Source organism: Streptomyces sp. NPDC055013, assembly GCF_053608645.1.
The window spans coordinates 14,481-32,863 of sequence record NZ_JBSGVW010000008.1; the positions used below are offsets into that span (position 1 = coordinate 14,481).

The following is an 18,383-nucleotide window of genomic DNA, read 5'->3' on the forward strand; positions in this document are numbered from 1 at the left end:
CTGCGACCCTGACCGGATCCCGGCGGACCACTCACCATTCCAGGGCCCACGGCTTCCCCGACCCGGCGAAGTGCCCCACGTTCACGCACTCCGTCGCCCCGATCCGCATCCGCCGCACCAGCGGCTGATGAACATGCCCGAAGAGGGAGTAACGGGGACGCGTACGGCGAATCGCCTCCAGCAGCGCCCTGCTCCCCCGTTCGAAGCGCCGCGCCACGGTGTCGTACACCAACTCGGGGACCTCCGGCGGAATGTGCGTGCACAGTACGTCCACCTCCCCCACGGCCTCGACCTTCGCGGCGTACTCCTCGTCGCTGATCTCGTAGGGCGTCCGCATCGGCGTCCGCAGGCCACCGCCCACGAAGCCGAAGGTCCAGCCCCCGATCTCCACCCGCTGTCCGTCCAGCACCGTCGTGCCCGGCCCGGCGTACTCCGGCCACAGGGGCGGCATGTCGACATTGCCGTACGTGGCGTACGTCGGCGTCGGGAACGCGGCGAACATCTCGGCGTACTGCTTGCGCACCGCCTTCTCGATCACGACACCCCGGTCCGAGCCGATCCCGGCCCACAGCCGCGCCCCGAACGCGCGCGCCTCCTCGAAGCGCCGTTCGGTGCGCAGCTCCACGATGCGGTCGGCGTTCTGCCTGCCGAACAGGTCGGGGAAGATGCCGCGCGAGTGGTCGGCGTAGTCGAGGAACAACACCAGGTCGCCGAGGCAGATCAGGGCGTCCGCGCCCTCGCCGGCTTTGGCCAGGTCACGGACGTTGCCGTGCACGTCGCTGACCACGTGAACGCGGGTCCGGCGGTTTCCGGTCGGTGTCGGTGCCATGGCGATCAAGGGTAGGCGTGTGCGGCAAACGTGAACAGTGGCGGCGGGACCCACGGTTACTGGCCAGTCGTCAGACGGCTCGACTAATGTGCGCGCAGAAGCACCAATCCGTGAAGCACCAACCGTGTGACGCAGCGAACATCTCGTCGGGACCCCCTGTCGAAGAAGCCATACCGGCGGGTAACGTCCGGTCGGTCCAGTCGTGCTCAGGATTTCAACTTGTGAATCCCTGAGCACCTGCCCGAGCCTTGGACCGCACCGTCGCATCACACAACGTCGTGGCGCCGGCGCCCTATGAGGAGCAGCAGTCTTGCGCGAGTTCAGCCTTCCGGCTTTGTACGAGGTCCCTGCGGACGGCAATCTGACCGACATCGTCCGCAGAAACGCCGCGCAGCACCCGGACGTCGCCGTCATCGCCCGCAAGGTGGGCGGTGCCTGGCAGGACGTGTCGGCCACCGCGTTCCTCGCCGAGGTGCGCACGGCCGCGAAGGGGCTCATCGCCGCCGGGGTCCAGCCGGGCGACCGCGTGGGCCTGATGTCCCGTACCCGCTACGAGTGGACCCTGCTCGACTTCGCGATCTGGTCGGCGGGCGCGGTCACCGTGCCGGTGTACGAGACCAGCTCGCCGGAGCAGATCCAGTGGATCCTCTCCGACTCGGGCGCCACCGCCTGCGTCGTCGAGCTGGACAGCCACACCGCCGCCGTCGAGTCGGTGCGCGACCACCTGCCCGCCCTCAAGCACGTCTGGCAGATCGAGGGCGGTGGCGTCGAGGAGCTGGGCAGGCTCGGGCAGGACATCAGCGACGCGACGGTCGAGGAGCGCAGCTCGCTGGCGAAGGCCGACGACCCGGCGACGATCGTGTACACGTCCGGCACGACGGGCCGCCCCAAGGGCTGTGTCCTCACCCACCGCAGCTTCTTCGCCGAGTGCGGCAACATCGTCGAGCGCCTGCGGCCCCTGTTCCGCACCGGCGAGTGCTCGGTCCTGCTCTTCCTCCCGCTCGCGCACGTCTTCGGCCGCCTGGTGCAGGTCGCGCCGATGATGGCGCCGATCAAGCTGGGCACCGTCCCGGACATCAAGAACCTCACCGAAGAGCTGGCCTCGTTCCGGCCGACGCTGATCCTGGGTGTGCCGCGCGTCTTCGAGAAGGTCTACAACTCGGCGCGCGCCAAGGCTCAGGCGGACGGCAAGGGCAAGATCTTCGACAAGGCGGCGGACACGGCGATCGCCTACAGCAAGGCGCTGGACACCCCGTCCGGTCCGGCCGTCGGCCTGAAGATCAAGCACAAGGTCTTCGACAAGCTGGTCTACAGCAAGCTGCGCGCGGTGCTCGGCGGCCGGGGCGAGTACGCCATCTCCGGCGGCGCCCCGCTGGGCGAGCGGCTCGGGCACTTCTTCCGCGGCATCGGCTTCACGGTCCTGGAGGGCTACGGCCTGACCGAGTCCTGTGCCGCCACCGCCTTCAACCCCTGGGACCGCCAGAAGATCGGCACGGTCGGCCAGCCGCTGCCGGGCTCGGTCGTGCGGATCGCGGACGACGGGGAGGTGCTGCTGCACGGCGAGCACCTGTTCAAGGAGTACTGGAACAACCCGGGCGCGACCGAGGAGGCGCTGGCCGACGGCTGGTTCCACACCGGTGACATCGGCACCCTCGACGAGGACGGCTACCTCAGGATCACCGGCCGCAAGAAGGAGATCATCGTCACCGCGGGCGGCAAGAACGTCGCCCCGGCCGTGATCGAGGACCGGATCCGGGCGCACGCGCTGGTCGCGGAGTGCATGGTGGTCGGCGACGGACGGCCGTTCGTGGGCGCGCTGGTCACCATCGACGACGAGTTCCTGGACCGCTGGTGCGCGGACCACGGCAAGCCGGCGGGTTCCACCACGGCGTCGCTGCACGAGGACCCCGACCTGCTGGCCGCGATCCAGTCGGCGATCGACGACGGCAACGCCGCGGTGTCGAAGGCGGAATCGGTGCGGAAGTTCCGCATTCTTCCCTCCCAGTTCACGGAGGACTCGGGCCATCTGACGCCGTCGCTCAAGCTCAAGCGCAACGTCGTGGCGAAGGACTTCGCGGACGAGATCGAGGCGATCTACCAGAAGTAGCCGCCCCGTTCCGGGGCGGTACGACGGCTCATGGCGCGGTGTCCTCCACGAGGACCCGCGCCATCGTCCGTTCGGCGAGCGCGGTGATCGTCACGAACGGATTCACCCCGATCGACCCGGGCACGAGCGAACCGTCGGTGACGTACAGCCGTGAATACCCCTTCACCCGGCCGTAGTTGTCGGTCGCCCTCCCCAGCACGCAGCCGCCCAGCGGGTGGTACGTGAAGTCGTCGGCGAAGACCTTGCCGGCCGAGCCGAACAGGTCGTACCGGTAGATCGTGGCGTTGGCCCTGTTGATCCGGTCGAACAGCTTCTTCGCCATGCGCACCGACACGGCACTCTGCGCGGCACTCCACCCGAGCCGCACGGCGCCGCTCCCCGAGTCGTACGAGAACGACGCGCGCTCCGGGTTCTTGGTGATCGCCAGATAGAGGCTGATCCAGTGCTCCAGTCCCATCGGCAGAGGCGCGATCTCGGCGAAGACGGGGTTGGCCGCGTTGGCCCAGTCGTCGATGCCCATGACCGGCATGGTCGACTGTCTCGCCCCGACCGTGTCCCACAGGTGGTTGGCCCGCCCGAGCATCACGTTGCCGTTGGTCCCCCACCCCGCGCCGACGCTCGCGTCCAGGGCGGGCAGCGTGCCCGACTCCCGGGCGCGGACGAGGAGTTCGGTGGTGCCGATGCTGCCGCCGCCGAGGAAGAGGTAGGTGCAGCCGTACTCCTTGGTCTCGACGACCGTGCCGGTGTCGTCGATGCGGTCGGCGGTCAGGACGTACGTCCCGTCGGCGGCCCTGCTGATCGACGTGACCCTCTCCAGGGTGTGGATGGTGACGTTCCCGGTGCCGAGCGCGGCGGCCAGGTAGGTCTTGTCGAGGCTGCGCTTGCCGTGGTTGTTGCCGTAGATGACCTCACCGGCGAGCGCGGACCTGGTCGCCGTGCCTGCCGCCTCGCGCTGCATGTGCCCGAAGTCGTAGACGTTCGGCACGAAGGTGGTCCGCAGACCGGCGTTGGCCGCGTGTTTGCGGGAGATCCGGGTGAAGCGGTACCACTCGGTCGACTCGAACCACGCGGGGTCGATGCTGTTGACGCCGAGCATGGAGCGGGCGCGCGGGAAGTAGGTGCCGTACATCTCCGCGGTGTCCACGGTCGGGAACTGCTCGGCGAAGTAGGACTGGAGCGGGGTGACGGCCATGCCGCCGTTGACCAGGGAGCCGCCGCCGACGCCGCGGCCGACGTAGACGGACATGTGGTCGTAGTGCACGAGGTCAAGGGCTCCCGGGTACGGGCTGATGTCCCTGTTGACCACATCCAGCCACAGGAAGGTGGCGAGCGGGGCCTCGGTGCGGGTGCGGAACCACATGGACCGGCGGTCGGGGGCCCGCGTGGAGCAGAAGATCTTCCCGTCGGGGCCCGGGGTGTTCCAGAGGCGGCCCATTTCGAGGACGACGGTGCGGATGCCCGCCTGGCCGAGGCGCAGGGCGGCCACGGCACCGCCGTAGCCCGAGCCGATGACGATGGCGGGGGCGGACTCGACCGCGTCGGGCTCGGCCGCTCGCGCCGAGGCGAGGGAGATTCGGGTGAAGCCGAGGGCGGCCGCGGTCTGCAGGGCCGCCATGCCGAAGATTTGACGTCTAGTCAGCTGACGTTGCATCAGTTTTGCTGTCATGCGCGCAGCATGTGCGGATTTTTTCGTTCCGCCTAGGGTCCGGGAAGCCCGGTCACAGCAAAGCTTTGAGCTTCTCCGCCAGCAGGTCCCAGCGCCACTTCTCCTCGACCCACCGCCTGCCCCGCTCCCCCATCCGCCGGCGCAGCTCGGGGTCGCCGAGGAGCGTGACGACACGGTCGGCCGTCTCCTGCGGGGAGCCGCCCCTCACCACCCAGCCCGTCTCGCCGTCCAGGACCGCGTCCGGCGCCCCGCCCGAATCGCCCGCGACCACCGGCAGGCCCGTCGCCGAGGCCTCCAGGTAGACGATGCCGAGGCCCTCGACGTCCAGGCCGCCCCGGCGGGTCCGGCAGGGCATGGCGAAGACGTCGCCGGCGCCGTAATGGGCGGGCAGCTCGGACCAGGGGACGGGGCCGGTGAAGTGGACCGAGTCGGAGACGCCCGTGTCGTGGGCCAGCTTGCGGAGGTCCTCGTCGTACGGGCCGCCCCCGACGATCAGCAGTACGGCGTCCGGCTCGGCGGCCAGGATGCGGGGCATGGCCAGGATCAGGGTGTCCTGCCCCTTGCGGCGCACCAGCCGCGACACGCACACGACCACCGGCCGGTCCGTCAGCCCCAGCCGCGCCCGGACCTCGTCACCGCCGGATCCCGGATGGAAGGTCTTCTCGTCGACCCCCGGCGGCAGCTGGGCCATCCGCGAGGCCGCGTCCGGCGTCAGCGCGGTGGCGATCCGCGAGCGCGTGTACTCACCCAGGTACGTGATCGTGTCCGTCGACTCCCCGATCCGGCGCAGCAGCTGCCGGGCCGCGGGCAGCTGGGCCCAGCCCGCCTCGTGGCCGTGGGTCGTGGCCACCAGCCGTTCGGCGCCCGCCCTGCGCAGCGCCGGTGCCATCAGGCCGAGCGGGGCCGCCGCCCCGAACCACACCGACGTGCAGCCGTGCTCGCGCAGCAGCCCGACCGCGCGCCGGGTCGCCGCGGGCGTCGGCAGCAGCATCGTCGTACGGTCCCGTACGACCGTGAAGGGCTGGTCGGCGTCGAAGGCGGCGGTGGCCTCCACGCCCTCGCGACCGCGCTTCCAGGTGGAGGCGTAGACGACCAGCCGCTCCGGGTCGAGCCGCAGCGCCATGTTGTGCAGGAACGCCTGGATGCCGCCGGGGCGGGGCGGGAAGTCGTTGGTCACGATCAGGGTCTTGTGCACGCCGCCGACCTTACCGAAGCCGCTGTTCACAGCCGGGGCCCGGCCATGTGTGTGGCTTGCGCACAGGCGGACACGACATCATGTTTCACTGAGGCGGGAAGCGAACGGCAGGGGATCCGGTGGAGACGACGGGCACGCGGCGGTCCTTGGCGTGGCTGCTGGGGATCTGGGGCCTGACCAGGGTGGGCCTGCTGCTCTTCGTGTTCAAGGTGTACGTCTTCCCCGGCCCGGACGTCACCAGCGACGTGTCGGTGATCTACCAGGGCTGGTACGAGGTGCTGCGCACCGGAACGTTCCCGCTGGACGACGTCACCTGGCAGTACCCGCCCGCCGCCGCGCTGCCGATCCTGTCCCCCGCCCTGGTGTTCTGGCTGGACTACACGTCGGCGTTCTTCGTCCTCGCCTTCACCGCCGACCTGGTCGTCCTGCTGCTTCTGCTGTACGCGGGCGTGCGCCCCGGCCGGACCCTGGGCGGGGCCTGGGTGTGGGTGGCGGGCGTGCCGCTGCTCGGGCCGACCGTGTACGCCCGCTACGACGTGATGGTCACCGCCGTGGCCGTGGCCGCACTGCTGGCGGGCGCCCGGCATCCCCGGCTGATGGGCGCGCTGACGGCGTTCGGGGCGATGCTGAAGGTCTGGCCGGTGCTGTTGCTGGTGGCGGCCCGCAGACGCGGCACGTGGCTGTCCGCCGCGCTGACCGCCGGCGCCATAGCGGCCCTGTTCGCCGTCGCCATGCCCGGCGCGTTCGCCTTCCTGACCTTCCAGCGCGACCGCGGCACCGAGGTGGAGTCGCTGGGCGCGCTGGTCTTCCACGTGGCCCGGCAGTACGGCTGGGACGGGCAGGTGCTGCTGAACTACGGCTCGGTGGAGTTCCTCGGCCCGCACGTCGACGTCGTCAGCGCGGCCGCCCTGGTCCTGAGCGGGCTCGCCTTCGGCTGGCTGCTGCTGTGGCGGCTGCGGGCTCGGCGGTTCGCGTCGCACACCCTCGCGGACGCCGCCTTCGTGGCGGTGCTGATGTTCGTGACGACCAGCCGGGTGATCAGTCCGCAGTACCTGGTGTGGCTGGTCGGCCTCGCGGCGGTGTGCCTGTGCTTCCGCGGCAGCCGGATGGGGCTGCCCGTCGGCCTGGTCCTCGCGGCGTGCTTCGTGACGGTCCTGGAGTTCCCGGTGTGGTTCGCGCACGTCGTCGCCAGCGACGGCCTCGGCGTCACCCTCCTGTTCCTCCGCAACGGCCTGCTGGTCCTGGCCACTCTCCTCGCCGCCCGCGCACTGTGGCGCTCGACGGTCACCCGCCCCGCCCCGGCCCCCGTACCGGCTCAGGCCACCCGCGCCAAGGAAACGTCCCTGCCGTCCTGACGCCGGGTGCGTCGCCGGAGCAGCACCAGGACCGCGGCACACTGCACCGCCATGGCCGATCCCAGCGCCAGGCACACTCCCGGCAGACCCAGGCCGGACAGCCCGTGTGCGAGCGGCAGCTGTACGGCGGTACCGAGCACCGTCACCCGAAGCAGCACGGGCGCTCCCCCGCTCCCCTCGAAAACCCCGCCGAGCGCGATGAAGCAGGCCATCAGGAGCAGATAGGGCCCGACGCAGCGCAGGAAGAGCACACCGGCGCCGGCGACGTCGTCACCGGCCCCGAAGGCGGCCATGATCCATGGCGCGGTCACGCCCAGCAGTACGGCCGCCGCGAGCGCGAAGGCCCCCGCGACCAGCACCGCCTGCCGTCCGATCGCCGACCGGGCGTCCGCACCGCCGCCGAGCAGGTGCGCGGTGTGGATGGCGGCGGCCTGGCGTACGGCGTAGCAACCCATGGTGGCGACGTACAGGACCTTGTACGCGATCGAGTACGCGGCCACCGCCGGCACGCCCAGCCGTGCCACGATCGCGACCAGCGCCAGCGCGCCCGCCTGCCGCACGGTGAAGTCGGCCGACATCGGCAGCCCGGTCCGCAGCGTCCACCGCAGGGCGACCCCGACCGGCTCGGCGGGCGGCACCTCGGCAGCCGCGCGCAGCAGTGGGTTCCTCCGTAGCGCGGCCAGCCCCACCGCCAGGGCCACGCTCCGGCACAGCACGGTCGAGGCGGCGGCGCCGGGGACGCCGTAGGCCTGGATGAGGAGCGGGTCGCAGATCAGGATCAGCCCGCCCGCGAGGAGCGCGAGCCGCATCGGCGTCCTGGTGTCACCGGCCCCCTTGAGGATGCCGTCCACCAGTGTCTGCGCGAAGAACACGGCGACACCCGGCAGCGAGATCGCGAAGTACTGCACGGCCAGGGGCAGCGCGGCGCCGTCGCCGAGCACGAGCCGCGCCAACGGCTCCCGCCCCAGAAACCCACCCGCCACGACCACCGGCGTGACCAGCGCCCACACCGCCCATCCCCCGCGCACCGCGGCCGGCGTCGCCCCCGGGTCACGCGCGCCCCTGGCATGCGCGACCAGCACCGTCGTACCGGAGCCGAAGACGAGGGCCACGCCGAGCAGGACGTTCTCGGTGTTGGTCGCGACGGCCACGGCGGCCACGGCCGGGCCGCCGAGCCGGGAGACCCAGACGGTGTTGATGATTCCGGCGGCGACCGAGGCGAGGAGCGAGAAGTAGACGGGGTTGGCGAGCGAGATGAGCTGCTTGCGGTGCGCGTTCACGATCCGGCCCCTCCCATCATTACATCGATTCGAGGTAGCTCGATAAGAGGTACATTGGGCCATCACGCCCGCAAGGAGGACCATGCTGGAGCTGTCGATCCTCGGCTTCCTGGCCGAAGAGCCGCTGCACGGCTATGAGTTGAAGGAGCGGATCAAGGCGCTGAGCGGCCATGTCCGCCCCGTCAGCGACGGGGCGCTCTATCCGGCGATCACGCGGCTGATCAAGGCCGGACAGCTCGACGAGCACACCGAGCCGGGTACGGGAGCCGCCCCGCGCCGGATCCTCTCCCTCACCGACGAGGGCCGCGAGGACCTGCTGGAGCGCCTGCGCCACCCCAAGGACGTCGAGATCACGGACCAGGTCCGCTTCAACACCCTCCTGGCCTTCCTGCGCCACCTGCCGGACCACCGGGAGCAGGCCGGAGTGCTGCGCCGCCGTCTGGAGTTCCTCACCGCGCCCACGAGCTTCTTCTACGAAGGGGAGAAGCCGGTACGGGCGGAGGAGGCGGAGGATCTGTTCCGGCAGGGCATGCTGCGGGTCGCCCGGGCGACGGGTGAGGCGGAGCGTGCGTGGCTGACGGAGGCGATCGCGAAGCTGGATCAGCCGAGCTGAGCCCGCAGATAGTCCCGCCACTCCCCCGTGAACTCCTCCAGCGACGTCCCGAGTACGTCCTTCAGGGCGCCCTCCACCGCCCCGGCCCGCCGCTCATGGGCCCCGACGGCCCGGTAGAACTCGGCGAGTCTGACCTCGCCCCAGCGGTCCGCGATCAGCCGGCAGGCCAGCCAGCCGCTCTCGTAGGCCCGCGCGAGCCGCCCCGCGTCGCCGGAGAAACCGAAGTCCTCGTCCGTCGGCAGTATCCGGGGCGCCCGCCCCTCGGTCACCTCCCGCCACAGTTCGGGCGCGGCCTGGGACGGGGAGCGGCCGCTCCCGAGGTAGCCGACCCAGTCCGCGTAGCCCTCCGAGAGCCACAGCGGAGTGGCCTCGGTGGTGTGGGCGCGGGTGGCGACGTGGGTGGTCTCGTGGGTGAGGACGACCTGCTTGCCGGTGCTCCCGAGGACGCCGTACGCGTCGGGATTGACGATGATCCGGTCCGCGGGCGCACTCGCCGGGGCGCCGGTCTCACCGGTGGTGACCGCGGCGATCCCGCGGTAGGAGGACTCGGGCGAGCCGAGCAGGCCCGCCATATCGCCCAGCGACATCGGTACGAGGACCACCACGCGCCGGGGCCAGTCACCGCCCCACGCCTGGGAGACGGCCGGCACGGCGTGGTCGGCCAGCTCGGCGTACGACCGCAGGGCCGCGTCGGACTGCCCGACGCCCAGGACGAGGCTGTCGTCGCCACGTACGGCGCTCACCTCGCCCTGGTCCCAGAGCTGTTCGGCGGAGCCCTTCGCGGGCCGCTCGGCCTCGACGTACCAGTGGCCCTCCACGTCGAGGCGCAGGCTCAGGGTGCGGCCGACGCTGACGGGGGCCCGGTCGTGGCCCTGGACGCGGTAACGGAGCTCGGCGTCGGCGAGGGCGGTGTCGCCGGTGCGTCGCAGGGCGGTCAGGCGGTACGACCAGTCGGCGAGGGGCACCGCACTCAGGTTGCCGAACCAGTCCCGGGCGCCCGAGCGCAGAAACGCCGTCTCGTCGCGGTCGAGTACCGCGGCCGCCCGGCCGTCGAGGACCTGCTGCACCTCGGCCTTGGCGCTGTCGGTGGCGGGCCGCCCGCCGCAGCCCACCAGTGAGACGAGCAGGAGACAGAGCGCGACCACGACGCGCGTTCCCCGCGCCCCTGACGCCCGCCTTCGACCAGCCATTTCCCGATCGTACGGCGGCGACGGCACGAAGGTCAGACCCGCGTCGCAGCGGCCTCGGCCCCGCGTCAGACCCGGGTGACCGTCGCCCCGGGCATCATGCCCACCGGGTCGTAGCGCACGGGGGCGCCGGGGTAGGGCGCGTGGATCACCTGGCCGTTGCCCACGTACATCCCGACGTGGCTGGCGTCGCCCCGGTAGGTGACCACGTCGCCGGGCTGGGCCTCGGAGAGCGGGACCTGCCGGCCGGCGTACCGCTGCCCCTGCGAGGTCCGCGGCAGGCCGACGCCGGCCTGGGCGTACGACCACTGGATCAGTCCCGAACAGTCGAAGCCGGAGGGCCCGTTGGCGCCCCAGACGTACGGCTTGCCCAGCGCCGAGTGGGCGGCGGCGACGGCGGCCGCGGCGCGGCCCGAGGGGGCGACGAGGCTCCCGAAGTCGGGCATGTCGGCGCGCCCGGAGCGGGAGGCGCGGTCGTAGGCGGCGCGGTCGGCCGCGGTGAGGGAGTTCAGCAGCCTGCGGGCCTGGGCGAGTTTGCGCTCGACGGTCCGCTTGTGGGCGGCGACGGCCTTGCGGCTCTTGTCCAGCTCGACGAGTTTCCCGGTCGCCTCGGAGCGTTCCTGGGCGAGTTCGCGCATGGCGTCCTGGAGCTCCTTGAGCTCACCGGCCTGGTGGGCGCTGAGCCGCGCGATGCGGGCGGCCTTGTCGAGGTAGTCGGCCGGGTCGTTGGAGAGCAGCAGCGCGAGGGACGGATCGAGGCCGCCGGACCGGTACTGGGCACCGGCCAGCGAACCGAGCGCGTCCCGCTTGGAGTTGATGTCCTCCTGCTGCCGGGCGATCCGGTCCTGCGCGTCGGTCACCTGCTTGCGGAGCTTGTCGGCGCGCTCGTCGGACCTGTTGTAGGCCTCGGTGGCCTTCTCGGCCTCCTCGTAGAGGCGGTCCACCTTGGCCCGGGTGTCGTCTTGTGGCGCGGCCGAGGCCGGGCTGACCCCGAGGGCCGTGGCGGCGGCTGACATGACGCAGAGCGCTGCTCCGGCGCCCCGGTCGAACCCGGTCGGTGCAAGGCGGCGATGGGACCCCACGGGAAGCCGCTCTCCTTCCGCTGGCGGACAAGGACCTTCCCCGGCGAGCGGGGAAACGCGGCAGACAGTAGCTCCGTGTCGGGGTGACGACCAACGACCCGCGCGGGCACACAAAGTGACGCCCCGCCTCTGACGCAGGTCATGGGCGGGGCGCGGGGTCAGCGAATGTTGTCGTGATTCGCCCGTTCGGGCGGCACGTGGTGTTGATCTTGCGGGTGTTCGGCCGGGGTCAGATCCGGACGCCGAACTGGAACGGCATGTTGTTGATCGACTCGTAACGGACGACCGTGCCGCTGCGCGGGGCGTGCAGCACCTGGCCGTTGCCCGCGTAGAAGCCGACGTGGTGCAGGTCGCCGTAGAAGATGACCAGGTCGCCGACCTTGAGCTGGCTCTGCGAGTAGATCCTGGTGCCGGCGTTGGCCTGATCCTGCGAGATGCGCGGGATGGAGACGCCGGCCTGGGCGAAGGCCCAGGAGGTCAGGCCCGAGCAGTCGAAGGAGGACGGGCCGGAGGCGCCGTAGACGTACGGTGAGCCGATCTTGCCCTGGGCGGCCTGGAAGGCGGCCATGGCCCGGCCGGAGGCGGAACCGGTGTTGCCGAGGTCCACGCGGTCGGCGGCGTCGCGGCTGGCGCGCTGCTCCTCGGCGGCGAGGGCGGCCTTCTCGGCGGCCGTCAGGGTGTTGAGCAGCTTCTGCGCCTCGCCGAGCTTGCCCTGGACCTGCTTCTTCTTCTTGCCCAGTTCGGTACGGGTGGAGGCGAGGTCCTTGAGCTTGTCGGACGCCTCGGCACGCTGCTGGGAGAGGTCGCGCTGCTTGTCCTGGATCTTCTTCAGCGAGTCGACCTGCTGGGCGCTCAGCTGGTCCATGGTGGACGCCTTGTCCAGATAGTCGTCCGGGTCGGACGACAGGAACAGCTGGACGGAGGAGTCGATGCTGCCCGTGCGGTACTGGGCGGCGGCGGCGAGGCCCATGCTGTCGCGCAGCTCGTTGAGCTCTTCCTGGCCGCGGGCGACGTTGTCCTGGATCGTGGAGATCTCCTTCTGGAGCTTCTCCTGCTTCTCCTTGGCGCCGTTGTACTTCTCGGTGGCCTGCTCGGCCTCCTCGTAGAGCTTGTCGACCTTGGCCTTGACCTCGTCCTTGCTCGGCTTCTCGCTGGGGGCCGCGTTGGCGGCCTGCGCACTGATGGCCACGGCAGCAGCGGCAGCGGTGGTCAGCACAGTCACACGTGCTCGGCTGGGCTGCTTGGGTCGACGGTGGGACGCCACGGAGGTGAAACCCTTCTTCTGAGTGATCACCCGCTCGGAGGTTCGAGGCCAGACCCTAGTGACCCAGTTGTGATCAGATCAAATCCTCACACGAAAATTCTCGTCACACCGGTCATTCTTTACACACAACTCACATCACGTGACGCAGGCTTGACGCTACGTCGCGCGGGGTTGACGCCAATTCGGGCATTGCGCCCGTACGTTGGCGTTATCAGGACAGCCGCTTGAGAAGCACCGCAGAAGCCACCGGACGCGCTCCGGCCCGGGCCACCCCGTCCGCCACCTCACGGTCGGTCGAGGCGACGATGACCGGACGGCCCGGCGGCTCGGCGCGCACCAGCTGGCGGATCAACTCGTCGGCGGTGACACCCGGCTTGGAGAACAGCACCCGCACCCCGCGCGGCGGCGCGAGCAGCACCGGCGCGGCCAGTTCTGCCCCGTCGAAGACGCAGGTCACCTCGGCGCCGGTCTGCGCGGCGAGCTGCGAGAGCTGGCCGAGCAGCCTGAGCCGCTGCTTCTCCAGGGGCATCTGGGGATAGCCGGTCTTGGTGACGTTGTAGCCGTCGACCACCAAGTGCGCCTGGGGCAGGGCGAGGAGCTGGTCGAGGATCGCGGGGTCGTTCTCGGACAAGGCCCGGGCGGCGATGTCCTTCGGGGTCATTCGTCCCGGTTCGACCGCGTCCACGGTCTCGGCGGGCCGTACGGAGACCGGCGGCAACGCCAGCTCCCGGCGCAGCCCTTGGGCGGAGTCCAGCAGGGTGTCCAGAAGCAGCCGTACGCGCATGTCCTCGACGCTGCGCCCCTCGCGTGCGGCCCTGCGCGTGGCCTCCAGGGCGGCCTCGGCCTCCCCGAGCCGCGCCTTGAGGCGCCGGCTCTCACTCTCCGCCGCGGAGACCTGGGCGTGTCCCTCGGCGCGCACGGTCTCGATCTCGCCGTGCACCTTGCGCAGGGCGGCCTCGCCGCGCTTGACGTCACTGAGGGCCGAGCGCAGCTTTCGGTGAAGCGACTCGGCTTCCTTCTTCGCCGCATCCAGCTCGGTACGCAGCCGCTCGGTCTCGTGCCGGGTGTGCTCACGGGCGTGGGCGAGCTCCTCGCGCAGCCGCTCCAGCTCGGCGCGGCTCTCCTCGTCGGCGCGCTCGGCGTCGGCCCGCTGGGCCTCCTCGCCGGCCGCGGTGACCAGCTTGACCCAGCCGGTGGGGCGCAGAACATAGGCCGCGGCCGCCACGTCGAGCGGGTCCGCGGCCGGGGGCGCCGAGCCGGCGTCGAGGGCGCCGGCGAGTTCCGGCTGGGTCTCTCTGAACTTCTCCCCGATGCGCTGCCGGAACAGCGGATCGGTCTCCAGCGCCGCCGCCATGGCGTTGCCGGCGAACTTGGCCCGGCGGTTCGGCGCGAATCTGGCGTACTGCCTCAGCTGTGCGGGCAGTTCACCGACGGTCAGGCCGCCGAACCCGTCGGACACGATCTGTACGACCTTGCGCCGTACACCGTCGGGCAGCGGACGGTCGAGCACCTCAGCGGCGCCGTCGTCCGGCCCCCCGCCTTGTGTCTCCACCATCCGTCACACCCCAATGCCTGTGCGGGGGCCGCTCCCGTCAGGAGTCGGCGCCCGGCCTGTCCACGAGTTCCACCTTGTCCACCGCGTTGCACCAGCGGCAGCGCACCGACTCGATGGTCTCACTGAGCACCTCGCGCTCCTCGACCTTGGGCTCACCGGCCAGATCGAGGTGGACGTACTCCACGACCTTCGACGAACGCGTCACGTCGAAGCGCGTGAGGTTGCCGCAGAGGGTGCAGCGCCACCGCGTCGTGGTGGTCGGCAGGGGAACCGTCATCGTGACTGTGCTCTTTCCTTCTAGACCTTCTATTGTCCGCGACGCGCCGGGCCCCCGGTGCGTGTGGCTCGTAACCCTACGGCCTGGCGGGTACCCACCGCCCGTCCGTCCGAGGCGGCGAGGCGGTCTGTGCGCGTGCGTCCTGTTACGTCATGCTCTGTGTCCATGATCGGCAACTGGAGCATGGCGCATTTCGGGACTCGGTTCGGCAGGGCGGGCCGATCGGTCCGTGCCGTCCTGCGGTCCTCGGCGCCGGTGACGTACGTGCTGATCGTCCTGTGCTGCCTGATCTTCCTGATCGGCCCGGCGGCGGGACTCAATCCGGCGTACGGCTCCGGCGACGAGCTGCTCGCCGCTCAGCGGGCCTACTTCCACCGCTGGGGTGTCGTACCCGCGGAGCTGTTCGAGGGGGCGCCCCGGGCCGTCCTCACCCCCGCGACGGCCCTGTTCGTGCACGGCAGCTGGGTGCACCTGCTCGGCAACATGCTCTTCCTCTACGTCTTCGGCGTGATGACCGAGGAACGGATGGGCCGCGTCCAGTTCACGCTCTTCCATCTGGGCTGCGGCTACCTGGCCCTGCTGGGCTACGCGGCCGCCAACGACGACTCCACCCAGTCCCTGGTCGGCGCGTCCGGGGCGATCTCTGCGGTCCTCGGCGCGTTCCTGTTCCTCTTCCCCGGGGCGCGGGTGACAAGCCTGCTGCCGTTCCTGCTCTTCCTGCCGCTGCGCTTCCCGGCCTGGGTCGTGCTGCCCTTCTGGGTGGCGCTGCAGTGGGTGGCGGCGGGCCGGGCGGACCAGGGGCCGGGGGTGGCGTATCTGGCGCACCTGGTCGGGTTCGGCCTGGGCTTCGGCTTCGCGTGGGCCCGCTTCCGGCCTGCGACTAGAGTGAAGGCCGCCCCAGCTCCGGCCTCCGAGGGAGAGAACCAGCCGTGATCACCGCGATCGTCCTCATCAAGACCAGCGTGGACCGGATTCCCGAGATCGCGGAGCGGATCGCTTCGCTGGAGAGCGTCACCGAAGTCTTCTCGGTCACCGGTACGTACGACCTGATCGCCATGGTGCGGGTGAAGGAGCACGAGGACCTCGCCGAGGTCATTCCGGGCCGGATCAGCAAGATCCCCGGGGTGGAGGGGACGGACACGCACGTGGCGTTCCGTACGTACTCGCAGCACGACATCGAGGCCGCGTTCGCCATCGGGCTGGACAGCTGAGAGCGGCCACCGCCCGATCATGAAGAGTTCTTCATCCTGGGCTCATCCTCGGGGCCGGGCCTAGGCCGCAGGATCGGCCGCATGGTCTTCTCGCACCGGATCGCGGCGCTGGCCGCCGTCGTGGCGATCCCCCTCGGCATCGCGGCGACCAGCTTCGCCCTCACCGACAACCCGGAGTCCCCCAAGGTCCCGGCCAAGGTGGAGCTGGACAGCGGCTCCCCCACACCGACCCCGTCGCGCCCCTCACCGACCCCGAGCGACGAGGTCGTCTCCCGGCCCCCGGTGACAGACGGCCCCACGGGCGACGACGATGACGACGGCCCCGACCGGGAGACCGGAGACGACGACCGGGGCGAGCCCGGGGACGACGGCTAGGGGTGTCCTGTCGAGAGCTTTCAGGGGGTCGGCGAGTGACGACGGCGCGGCTCGGATCCTGCCCACCGGAGGCGTGTGCGCCGGCGGGCGGGCACACGGCGTCCGGTGCACGGACGGGGCAGGCACGGTTCCGCCCGGGTCGGGCTTCCGGTCCCGGACCCGGTGCTTCGCGGCCGACCCGACGCGCGCCCGCAGCGGCCCGGTGCGCCCCCTGCTCACCGGACCCCACGCCGTCGCCATGACCCGGACGACACCCCCCGATCCCGTGCGCCGCCGGATCTCCGCGCGGGTCCGCATCCTGCTCTGGCTGCTGCTCGTCATGGCCGTCGGGCTGGTGTCCGTGGCGACGACCACGCGGTCGATCCTGTTGCGGGACGTCGATCACCGGGTGAACGGGCTGCTCGCCCAGGAGGCGGGCGAGTTCGCGAACTTCGAGGAGCGGGGCGTCGACCCCGAGACCGGGCGGCCGTTCACCGACCCGTCCCGGCTGCTGCGCGAATTCCTGGTGCGCCAGTACGCCGATCCGGACGAGGAGCTGATCGGTCTGGTGGGCCGGGCGGGCCGGACCCCGGCACAGTTCATCCAGCCGCGCGACATCCCCGTCGCCGTTCCCCTGCACGAGGACGCCGACGCCCGCCGCCGCATCTTCGACTCGCCCGACGCCACCGGCACCGTGCACCGGGCGTCCGGCGAGATCCGCTGGGCCAAGGTCACGGTCGTCCGGGCCGGCGGCGAGGCGGAGGCGGCGTTCGTCGTCGCCTTCCACCCGGGACGCGAACAGGCCGCCGTGAACGCGGAGTTCCGTATCCTGCTCGCCATCTCCGGGGTCGCCCTGCTCATGATGACCGGCATCGGCTGGGCGGTCTCCGGGCGGATCCTCAAGCCGGTGCGGCTGGTGCGCACCGCGGCGGCACAGCTCACCGAGCAGGACCTCACCCGCCGTATCCCGGTGCACGGGCGCGACGACATCGCCGCGCTCGCGGAGACGTTCAACGCGATGCTCGACCGGCTGGAGCGCGCCTTCGCCGCCCAGCGCGAGTTCGTCGACGACGCGGGCCACGAGCTGCGCACGCCGATCACCATCGTGCGCGGGCATCTGGAGCTGATGGGCGACGACCCCGCCGAGCGCGAGGAGACGATACGCCTGGTCACCGACGAGCTGGACCGGATGAGCCGCATCGTCGAGGACCTGCTGCTGCTCGCCAAGGCCGAGCGCCCCGACTTCGTCACCCCCGAGCCGGTCCAGCTCGCCGAACTCACCGCCGACGTCTACGTCAAGGCCCGCACCCTCGGCGAACGGGACTGGCAGCTCGCCGAGGTGGCCGACGTCGAGGCCGAGCTGGACCCGCAGCGGATCACCCAGGCGATGGTCCAGCTGGCCCAGAACGCCGTGCAGCACACCGCGCCCGGGCAGACCGTCCGGATCGGCTCGCGCACGGACGGGCCGGGCGTCGAGCTGTACGTCGCCGACTCCGGGTGCGGTGTCCAGCCGCAGGACGGCGAGGTGATCTTCGAACGGTTCCGGCGCGGCACGTCCCGCCGGGGCGCCCGCGGCTCCGGAGCCGGGCTCGGCCTGTCGATCGTCCGGGCGATCGCCGAGGCGCACGGCGGCCGGGTCCGGCTGCGCGACACCGACGGCGGCGGCGCCACCTTCGTACTGGCACTGGGAGAGGCACACACGTGAACCGCATTCTCATCGTCGAGGACGAGGAAAGGATCGCCTCCTTCGTCCAGAAGGGGCTGCGCTCCAACGGCTTCACCACGACCGTCGTCGGCGACGGCGACGCCGCCCACGAGTACGCGCTGACCGGCAGTTTCGATCTGGTGGTCCTGGACATCGGCCTGCCCGGCCGGGACGGCTTCACCGTGCTGCGCGAACTGCGCGAGGCCCGGGTGACGACCCCGGTGATCGTGCTGACCGCACGGGACTCGGTACGGGACACGGTGGCCGGTCTGGAGGGCGGCGCCGACGACTGGATGACCAAGCCGTTCCGCTTCGAGGAACTGCTCGCGCGGGTCCGTCTGCGGCTGCGTACGGCGGCCCGGGCGCCCGAGGTGACGGTGCTGCGGTCCGGCTCGCTGACCCTGGACCTGCGCACCCGGCGGGCGCGGGCCGACGAGCGGACCGTGGACCTGACGGCCCGTGAGTTCGTGCTCCTGGAGCTGTTCCTGAGGCATCCGGGCCAGGTGCTGTCCCGCGAGCAGATCCTGTCGCACGTGTGGGGCTACGACTTCGACCCCGGCTCCAACATCGTGGACGTGTACGTGCGGGCCCTGCGCAAGAAGCTCGGGGCCGAACGCTTCGAGACCGTGCGCGGCGTGGGGTATCGCCTGTCTGCGTGAAGTCCCTTTCATGTGGGGCTCATCGACGGCTAACGGCCCAGGTG

At 71.2% G+C, this 18,383-nt stretch carries 17 protein-coding genes; 8 read left to right on the top strand and 9 right to left on the bottom strand.

Annotated elements, in window-relative coordinates; all coding sequences use genetic code 11:
* Positions 1-31 precede the first annotated feature (31 nt).
* The gene (locus ACWGDB_RS12630) at positions 32-829 is read right to left on the bottom strand and encodes a metallophosphoesterase family protein (RefSeq protein WP_383596486.1); all 798 of its coding nucleotides are present in this window, start codon (positions 827-829) and stop codon (positions 32-34) included.
* A 310-nt stretch (positions 830-1,139) separates the two neighbouring features.
* Between ACWGDB_RS12630 and ACWGDB_RS12635 the strand changes: the two genes are divergently transcribed.
* On the top strand, positions 1,140-2,936 hold the full coding sequence (locus ACWGDB_RS12635; protein ID WP_453822419.1) for an AMP-dependent synthetase/ligase: 1,797 nt from the start codon (positions 1,140-1,142) through the stop codon (positions 2,934-2,936).
* A 28-nt stretch (positions 2,937-2,964) separates the two neighbouring features.
* Here ACWGDB_RS12635 and ACWGDB_RS12640 read toward each other — a convergent pair whose 3' ends face one another.
* Positions 2,965-4,587 carry a GMC oxidoreductase gene (locus tag ACWGDB_RS12640; protein ID WP_453822602.1) on the bottom strand — a complete coding sequence of 541 codons (1,623 nt, stop codon included), beginning with the start codon at positions 4,585-4,587 and terminating at the stop codon, positions 2,965-2,967.
* A gap of 67 nt (positions 4,588-4,654) precedes the next feature.
* Entirely contained in the window at positions 4,655-5,797 is a 1,143-nt protein-coding gene (locus ACWGDB_RS12645) for a glycosyltransferase family 4 protein (protein ID WP_453822420.1), read from the bottom strand.
* Positions 5,798-5,916: 119 nt separating this feature from the next.
* Here ACWGDB_RS12645 and ACWGDB_RS12650 point away from each other — a divergent pair, with 119 nt between their 5' ends.
* Positions 5,917-7,152, top strand: a complete 1,236-nt coding sequence (locus tag ACWGDB_RS12650; protein ID WP_453822421.1) for a glycosyltransferase 87 family protein — start codon at positions 5,917-5,919, stop codon at positions 7,150-7,152.
* Here the strand turns inward: ACWGDB_RS12650 and ACWGDB_RS12655 are convergent.
* Positions 7,113-8,432 carry an MATE family efflux transporter gene (locus tag ACWGDB_RS12655; RefSeq protein WP_453822422.1) on the bottom strand — a complete coding sequence of 440 codons (1,320 nt, stop codon included), beginning with the start codon at positions 8,430-8,432 and terminating at the stop codon, positions 7,113-7,115. The two genes, ACWGDB_RS12650 and ACWGDB_RS12655, sit on opposite strands and share 40 nt — an antisense overlap.
* 82 nt (positions 8,433-8,514) lie before the next feature.
* Here ACWGDB_RS12655 and ACWGDB_RS12660 point away from each other — a divergent pair, with 82 nt between their 5' ends.
* Positions 8,515-9,045, top strand: coding sequence for a PadR family transcriptional regulator (locus ACWGDB_RS12660; protein ID WP_453822423.1), 531 nt, complete (start codon positions 8,515-8,517; stop codon positions 9,043-9,045).
* Here ACWGDB_RS12660 and ACWGDB_RS12665 read toward each other — a convergent pair.
* The 5 genes from ACWGDB_RS12665 to ACWGDB_RS12685 form a co-directional block, all read right to left on the bottom strand.
* On the bottom strand, positions 9,033-10,235 hold the full coding sequence (locus ACWGDB_RS12665; RefSeq protein ID WP_453822424.1) for a hypothetical protein: 1,203 nt from the start codon (positions 10,233-10,235) through the stop codon (positions 9,033-9,035). The two genes, ACWGDB_RS12660 and ACWGDB_RS12665, sit on opposite strands and share 13 nt — an antisense overlap.
* Before the next feature lie 65 nt (positions 10,236-10,300).
* Positions 10,301-11,314 (bottom strand): NlpC/P60 family protein, encoded by a 1,014-nt coding sequence (locus tag ACWGDB_RS12670; RefSeq protein ID WP_453822425.1) that lies wholly within the window; start codon positions 11,312-11,314, stop codon positions 10,301-10,303.
* A gap of 229 nt (positions 11,315-11,543) precedes the next feature.
* Positions 11,544-12,578, bottom strand: a complete 1,035-nt coding sequence (locus tag ACWGDB_RS12675) for an NlpC/P60 family protein (protein WP_453822603.1) — start codon at positions 12,576-12,578, stop codon at positions 11,544-11,546.
* 211 nt (positions 12,579-12,789) lie between these two features.
* Positions 12,790-14,133: an NYN domain-containing protein gene (locus ACWGDB_RS12680; RefSeq protein WP_453822426.1), complete on the bottom strand. Its 1,344-nt coding sequence runs from the start codon at positions 14,131-14,133 to the stop codon at positions 12,790-12,792.
* A gap of 37 nt (positions 14,134-14,170) precedes the next feature.
* On the bottom strand, positions 14,171-14,410 hold the full coding sequence (locus tag ACWGDB_RS12685) for a hypothetical protein (RefSeq protein ID WP_328882184.1): 240 nt from the start codon (positions 14,408-14,410) through the stop codon (positions 14,171-14,173).
* 165 nt (positions 14,411-14,575) lie between these two features.
* Between ACWGDB_RS12685 and ACWGDB_RS12690 the strand changes: the two genes are divergently transcribed.
* From ACWGDB_RS12690 to ACWGDB_RS12710, 5 genes are all read left to right on the top strand, one after another.
* Positions 14,576-15,343, top strand: coding sequence for a rhomboid family intramembrane serine protease (locus ACWGDB_RS12690; protein ID WP_453822427.1), 768 nt, complete (start codon positions 14,576-14,578; stop codon positions 15,341-15,343).
* Complete coding sequence (locus tag ACWGDB_RS12695; protein WP_328428302.1) at positions 15,340-15,621, top strand: Lrp/AsnC family transcriptional regulator; 282 nt, start codon at positions 15,340-15,342, stop codon at positions 15,619-15,621. The genes ACWGDB_RS12690 and ACWGDB_RS12695 overlap by 4 nt, the downstream gene beginning before the upstream one ends.
* A gap of 81 nt (positions 15,622-15,702) precedes the next feature.
* Positions 15,703-15,996, top strand: a complete 294-nt coding sequence (locus tag ACWGDB_RS12700) for a small secreted hydrophilic protein (protein WP_453822428.1) — start codon at positions 15,703-15,705, stop codon at positions 15,994-15,996.
* A gap of 238 nt (positions 15,997-16,234) precedes the next feature.
* A complete protein-coding gene (locus ACWGDB_RS12705) occupies positions 16,235-17,680 on the top strand; it encodes an ATP-binding protein (protein ID WP_453822429.1) in 1,446 nt (481 codons plus the stop codon).
* Complete coding sequence (locus ACWGDB_RS12710; RefSeq protein ID WP_383596449.1) at positions 17,677-18,339, top strand: response regulator transcription factor; 663 nt, start codon at positions 17,677-17,679, stop codon at positions 18,337-18,339. Before ACWGDB_RS12705 ends, ACWGDB_RS12710 begins: the two co-directional genes overlap by 4 nt.
* Positions 18,340-18,383 lie beyond the last annotated feature (44 nt).

Bases quoted from the DNA above. Each gene is read 5' to 3' on its own strand.
- ACWGDB_RS12630 (WP_383596486.1), bottom strand. From the start codon at position 829: ATGGCACCGACACCGACCGGAAACCGCCGGACCCGCGTTCACGTGGTC.
- ACWGDB_RS12640 (WP_453822602.1), bottom strand. From the start codon at position 4,587: ATGCAACGTCAGCTGACTAGACGTCAAATCTTCGGCATGGCGGCCCTG.
- ACWGDB_RS12660 (WP_453822423.1), top strand. From the start codon at position 8,515: ATGCTGGAGCTGTCGATCCTCGGCTTCCTGGCCGAAGAGCCGCTGCAC.
- ACWGDB_RS12665 (WP_453822424.1), bottom strand. From the start codon at position 10,235: ATGGCTGGTCGAAGGCGGGCGTCAGGGGCGCGGGGAACGCGCGTCGTG.
- ACWGDB_RS12680 (WP_453822426.1), bottom strand. From the start codon at position 14,133: ATGGTGGAGACACAAGGCGGGGGGCCGGACGACGGCGCCGCTGAGGTG.
- ACWGDB_RS12685 (WP_328882184.1), bottom strand. From the start codon at position 14,410: ATGACGGTTCCCCTGCCGACCACCACGACGCGGTGGCGCTGCACCCTC.
- ACWGDB_RS12690 (WP_453822427.1), top strand. From the start codon at position 14,576: ATGATCGGCAACTGGAGCATGGCGCATTTCGGGACTCGGTTCGGCAGG.
- ACWGDB_RS12700 (WP_453822428.1), top strand. From the start codon at position 15,703: ATGGTCTTCTCGCACCGGATCGCGGCGCTGGCCGCCGTCGTGGCGATC.
- ACWGDB_RS12705 (WP_453822429.1), top strand. From the start codon at position 16,235: ATGACCCGGACGACACCCCCCGATCCCGTGCGCCGCCGGATCTCCGCG.